General features: G+C 68.3%; 5 protein-coding genes. 1 reads left to right on the plus strand and 4 read right to left on the minus strand.

The window, feature by feature from the left end; genetic code table 11:
• Positions 1-5 precede the first annotated feature (5 nt).
• Positions 6-1,568 (minus strand): sensor domain-containing diguanylate cyclase, encoded by a 1,563-nt coding sequence (locus DPV74_RS38625; RefSeq protein ID WP_119339095.1) that lies wholly within the window; start codon positions 1,566-1,568, stop codon positions 6-8.
• Between the two features lie 352 nt (positions 1,569-1,920).
• On the opposite strand from DPV74_RS38625, the gene DPV74_RS38630 reads away from it, so the two are divergent.
• Positions 1,921-2,079 (plus strand): hypothetical protein, encoded by a 159-nt coding sequence (locus tag DPV74_RS38630; protein WP_155637379.1) that lies wholly within the window; start codon positions 1,921-1,923, stop codon positions 2,077-2,079.
• A gap of 81 nt (positions 2,080-2,160) precedes the next feature.
• Here DPV74_RS38630 and DPV74_RS38635 read toward each other — a convergent pair whose 3' ends face one another.
• From DPV74_RS38635 to glcF, 3 genes are all read right to left on the minus strand, one after another.
• The gene (locus DPV74_RS38635; protein ID WP_119339096.1) at positions 2,161-4,335 is read right to left on the minus strand and encodes a malate synthase G; all 2,175 of its coding nucleotides are present in this window, start codon (positions 4,333-4,335) and stop codon (positions 2,161-2,163) included.
• A gap of 41 nt (positions 4,336-4,376) precedes the next feature.
• The gene (locus DPV74_RS38640; RefSeq protein WP_027790222.1) at positions 4,377-4,781 is read right to left on the minus strand and encodes a heme-binding protein; all 405 of its coding nucleotides are present in this window, start codon (positions 4,779-4,781) and stop codon (positions 4,377-4,379) included.
• Between the two features lie 20 nt (positions 4,782-4,801).
• On the minus strand, positions 4,802-5,481 hold a 680-nt coding region (gene glcF, locus DPV74_RS38645; protein WP_119339097.1), incomplete at its 5' end, for a glycolate oxidase subunit GlcF.

Raw genomic sequence — 5,481 nt, forward strand, 5'->3', positions numbered from 1 at the left:
CCCGGTCAGGCCCGCCGCGCCGCGAGGCCGCCGGAGGGGGCCGCGTGCACGACGATGCGGTTGCGCCCGCCTTCCTTCGCGCGATACAGCGCGTCGTCGGCCAGCTTCAGCGCGGCCTGCATGTCGTCGTCGTGTTCCGGATAGCTCGTCGTCACGCCGATGCTCACCGTCAGGCGGCCGGTCGCCCCGGCGTCGTGACGGATGCCGAGATCGAGGATGCCGGTGCGGATCGTCTCGGCGATCGACGCCGCGCCGTCCGTATCGACGTCGGGCAGCACGACGACGAACTCCTCGCCGCCGTAGCGCGCCGCGTAATCGGCCGGGCGGCGCAGGCAGCCGGCGATGCAGTGGCCGACCGCGGCGAGCGCGTCGTCGCCGGCCTGGTGCCCTTGGGTGTCGTTGTAGCGCTTGAAGTAGTCGACATCGATGAACAGCAGCGACAGCGCGTGCTGCGAGCGCGCGGCCCGGCGCCATTCGCGTGCGAGCGTGACGTCGAGCATGCGGCGGTTGTCGAGGCCCGTGAGGCCGTCGGTGCGCGCGAGCGCCTGCAGTTCGGTTTCCGCGCGGTGGCGCTTGCGCAGTTGCACGTCGAGCAGCAGCGACAGGCCGACGAAGCCGATCGCGAGCGCGACCATCGCCGAGCCGATCGGAATCGCACGGTCGTACCACGCGGCGTAGGTATCCGCTTCCGAGCGCGCGACCATGATGATGAGCGGCAGGTGCTCGAGATGCCGGAACACGTACAGGCGGCGCACGCCGTCGATCGACGCGGTATCGGCGAAGCTGCCTTCGTTGGCGGTCATGAACCGCCGGAACGTGCTGGCGTGGCTGATGTCGCGGCCGACGATCTTCGGGTCGTACGGCTCGCGCGCGACCATCTTGCCGTCGGTGTTGATCAGCGCGATCGAGCCGCGATCGCCGAGCGACAGCCGCGAGAACAGGTTCTGGAAATATTCGAGCCGGATCGACATCACGGCGACGCCGCCGAACGAGCCGTCGGGCCCCGTGATCCGCCGGCTGAGCGCGATGCTCGGCGAGCCGCCGCGCAAGCGCGAATGATACGGGGGGCTGACGTACAGGCCGACGTCGGGATGGTCGCGGTGCATCGTGAAGTACGGCTCGTTGCCGAAATTGGCCTTGCGCGGCACGTCGCTCTTGCCGTCGACCGCGATGTCGCCCTTCGCGTCGAGCACATAGATGCCGCCGAGGTACTTGGCCGTCGTCGCACGGTCGAACAGCACCTGGCGGCGCAGCGGCATCGGCAGCTTGACGACATCCGGGTCGTTCTCGCCTTCGACGACGGCCTGCAGCGACAGCGAATAGATCTCGATGTTGCGCTCGATGTCCCACGATGCCATCAGCGCGAGATTCTGCTGCATCGAGATCGAGCGGTCGCGCGCGTCGATGCGGCCTTCGTACAGTACGATCCCGCACAGGGACAGCAGGAGCAGCGCGATCAGCAGCCCGGTATAGAAGATCAGGTGCGGCAGCAGGAACCGGCGCAGATGTGCGGCGACACGGCTCGTCAGGCCGGATTCGCTGGGCACTGCGTAATCGGTTTCTGCCATGGTCCGTGGATCGATGGGCATTGCCGCCGGGCGGCGGGCCGATGCGATTGTTCGTATGACGTGGCGGCGGCGATCCGCCACGCGTCCATTCGACGCCTTCCTGCCGGCCGGCGAGAAAATGGACACTGATTACCGGGAATCGCGGCCAGATATACCGGTAAATCGAGCATTTACTGGTGACATCTACGCCGATTCAACGATCCGAGGAATCGGGCAGTGCGAATTCAACGGAGTATAACGCGCGCGTTCGCGCGCGCGGAAAATGTTGCGGGCCGTTGATCCGGATCAAATTTCAGTGAATTCCCGGGCTTGCGAATATCCGGCAAAGCGTTCCAGCGCAAGGCTGTACGGCATGAGCGGCGAAACCGCGGCGCATGGCCGCCGATTCCATCGGGTTAACGGCAGGCGAGCGAAAAAAATGAAGGCGTCGATATGCGCCGATTATTCGTTTCAGCAGCCGGGCGAACGCGAAAATGAAAACGGGCGGCCGTTGCGGCCGCCCGTTTCGTGAAGCCCGGCGTACGGGCTGCCGGCATACGGGCTCCCGGCGTACGGGCTTCCGGCACGCCGGAAACCCGCGGCACGGCCGTGCTTATCCGCCGTGCTGTTGCGCCTTGAACGCGAGCCGGAACCGGTGCAGCAGCGGCTCGGTATAACCGCTCGGCTGCGACGTGCCCTGCAGCGCGAGCGCGCACGCGGCCTTGAACGCGGTCGACTGGTCGTAGCCGGGCGCCATCGGGCGATAGTTCGGGTCGCCGGCGTTCTGCTGGTCGACGACGCGCGCCATCCGCTTGAACACGTCGAGCACGAACGCCTCGGTGATCACGCCGTGGCGCAGCCAGTTCGCGATGTGCTGGCTCGAAATGCGCAGCGTCGCGCGGTCTTCCATCAGGCCGACGTCGTGGATGTCGGGCACCTTCGAGCAGCCGACGCCCTGTTCGACCCAGCGCACGACGTAGCCGAGGATGCCCTGCGCGTTGTTCTCGACTTCGTTCAGGATCTCGGCTTCGCTCCACGCGGCGCGCTCGACGACCGGCACGGTCAGCAGCCCTTCGAGCAGCGTGTCGCGTTCGCTCGCGTACGGCGTCTTCTCGAGTTCCTGTTGGACGGCCTGCACGTCGACGAGGTGGTAGTGCAGCGCGTGCAGCGTCGCGGCGGTCGGCGACGGCACCCATGCGGTGTTCGCGCCGGCGCGCGGATGCGCGATCTTCTGCTCGAGCATCGCGTGCATCAGGTCGGGCATCGCCCACATGCCCTTGCCGATCTGCGCGCGGCCGCGCAGGCCGGCCGACAGGCCCGCGAGCACGTTGTTGCGCTCGTACGACTGGATCCACGCCGACGACTTCATGTCGCCCTTGCGGATCATCGGGCCCGCTTCCATCGCGGTGTGCATCTCGTCGCCGGTGCGGTCGAGGAAGCCGGTGTTGATGAACGCGACGCGCGCGGCGGCGGCGGCGATACATGCGGCGAGGTTCACGCTGGTGCGGCGCTCCTCGTCCATGATGCCCATCTTCAGCGTGTTGCGCGGCAGGTTGTACAGATCCTCGATGCGCGCAAACAGCGTATCGGCGAATGCGACTTCGACCGGGCCGTGCATCTTCGGCTTCACGATGTAGATCGAGCCGGTGCGCGAGTTGCGCTTCGCCTTCAGGTCGTGCAGCGAGCACAGCACCGTGACGACGCCGTCGAGGATCCCTTCCGGAATCTCGTTGCCGTCGCGGTCGAGCACCGCGCCGTTGGTCATCAGGTGACCGACGTTGCGCACGAACAGCAGCGAGCGGCCGTGCAGCGACAGCGTGCCGCCGTCGGGCGTCGTGTACTCGCGGTCGGCGTTCAGGCGGCGCGTGAAGGTCTTGCCGCCCTTCGCGACTTCCTCGACCAGCGTGCCCTGCATCAGGCCGAGCCAGTTGCGGTAGAGCTGGACCTTGTCGTCGGCGTCCACCGCCGCGACCGAATCCTCGCAGTCGATGATCGTGCTGACCGCGGCTTCGAGCACGACGTCCTTCACGTTCGCGAGATCGGCGCGGCCGATCGGCGTCGATGCGTCGATCTGGATCTCGAGGTGCAGGCCGTTGTGCTTCAGCAGGATCGCGGACGGCGCGTCGGCCGCGCCCTGGTAGCCGACGAACTGCGCCGGCTGCGCGAGGCCGACGATCCCCTTGGCGGTTTCGACGGCGAGCTGGCCGTCCTGCACGCGGTAGCGCAGCGCGTCGCGGTGCGAGCCGCTCGCGAGCGGCGCCGCGTTGTCGAGCACGTTGCGCGCGTAGTCGATCACGCGCTGGCCGCGCGTCGGGTTGTAGGCCGTGGTGCGTTCGGCGCCGCCGTCTTCAGGCAGTGCGTCGGTGCCGTACAGCGCGTCGTACAGGCTGCCCCAGCGGGCGTTCGCGGCGTTCAGCGCATAACGCGCGTTCGACAGCGGCACGACGAGCTGCGGGCCGGCCTGCGTCGCGATCTCGCTGTCGACGTTCGCGGTGGCTGCCGCGACGTTCGACGGAACCGGCACGAGGTAGCCGATTTGTTCGAGGAATGCGCGATACGCGGCGTGGTCGCGCACCGGGCCGGGGTGCGCGCGGTGCCAGGTGTCGAGTTCCTGCTGCAGGCGGTCGCGTTCCGCGAGCAACTCGCGGTTGCGCGGCGCCAGGTCGTGCACCAGGGCCGAGAAACCGCTCCAGAACGCGGCCTTGTCGATGCCGGTGCCCGGCAACGCTTCGTTTTCAATGAACTGGCTCAGCGCTGGCGCGACTTGCAGTCCTGCTTGGTCGATCATCGTTAATCCTCCCGGGGAAAAATCGCGCGCGGCTTGGCTGGTCATACCGCGACGCTTTGTGTGCCGGCGCGGGCAATCTGCGCGTCCTGTTCGGACTTTACGCCAGACACGCCGATCGCGCCCGCGATCCGGCCGCCGACCGTGACCGGCACGCCGCCTTCGAGCAACCCCGTCAGCGGCGCGCTGAGAAACGCGGTGCGGCCGCCGTTGATCATATCCTCATACGCCTTCGTCTCGCGCCGGCCGAGCGCCGCCGCGCGCGCCTTGTCCTGCGCGATACAGGCGCTGGCCGGCGATGCGCCGTCCAGGCGTGCAAACGCGAGCAGGTGGCCGCCGTCGTCGACGACGGCGATCGACACGGCCCAGCCGTGGCGTTCCGCTTCCGCGCGGGCGGCGGCGAGCATGCGGTCGGCATCGGCCAGTTCGAGTTCGGGTTTCGTCTGCATGGAGATCCTCCGGAATCAGGTCAGTTGACGAGTCGGTTGTCGACGAGCTCGATCCAGTGGCGCACCGGCGTGCGGCCCGCGCCGTTCAGGTGAGTCTGGCAGCCGACGTTGGCCGTGACAATCAGGTCCGGCCGCGCGGCTTCGAGCGCATCGAGCTTGTTGTCGCGCAGCGTTGTCGCGAGTTCGGGCTGCGTCAGCGAATACGTGCCGGCCGAGCCGCAGCACAGATGGCCGTCGGCGACATTCGTCAGATCGAAGCCGAGCCGCGTCAGGATGCTTTCCACCGCGCCGCCGAGCCGCTGCGCGTGCTGCAGCGTGCACGGGCAGTGAACCGCGACGCGGCGCGGCGTCGACTCGGCCAGCGCGTCGAGCGGCTCGGCCGCGATCACTTCCGCGAGGTCGCGCGCGAGCGCGCTGACGCGCCGCGCTTTCTCCGCGTAGACGGGGTCGGAGCGCAGCAGGTCGCCGTATTCCTTCACGAACGCGCCGCAGCCGCTTGCCGTCAGCACGATCGCTTCCGCGCCCGCCTCGATCGCGGGCCACCATGCGTCGATGTTGCGGCGTGCGCGGGCGAGGCCGGCATCCTGCGCGTTCAGGTGATATTCGGTCGCGCCGCAGCAGCCGGCCTCGCGCGCCGGGCTCACGCTGATGCCGAGCCGGTCGAGCACGCGCGCGGCGGCCGCATTGGTGTTCGGCGACA

This window comes from Burkholderia sp. HAN2018, assembly GCF_024704855.1.
Taxonomy (GTDB): Bacteria; Pseudomonadota; Gammaproteobacteria; order Burkholderiales; family Burkholderiaceae; genus Burkholderia; species Burkholderia cepacia.

What these genes read in the sequence shown, in the direction of transcription:
- DPV74_RS38625 (WP_119339095.1), bottom strand. Translation starts at nt 1,568, where the DNA reads ATGGCAGAAACCGATTACGCAGTGCCCAGCGAATCCGGCCTGACGAGC.
- DPV74_RS38630 (WP_155637379.1), top strand. Translation starts at nt 1,921, where the DNA reads ATGAGCGGCGAAACCGCGGCGCATGGCCGCCGATTCCATCGGGTTAAC.
- DPV74_RS38635 (WP_119339096.1), bottom strand. Translation starts at nt 4,335, where the DNA reads ATGATCGACCAAGCAGGACTGCAAGTCGCGCCAGCGCTGAGCCAGTTC.
- DPV74_RS38640 (WP_027790222.1), bottom strand. Translation starts at nt 4,781, where the DNA reads ATGCAGACGAAACCCGAACTCGAACTGGCCGATGCCGACCGCATGCTC.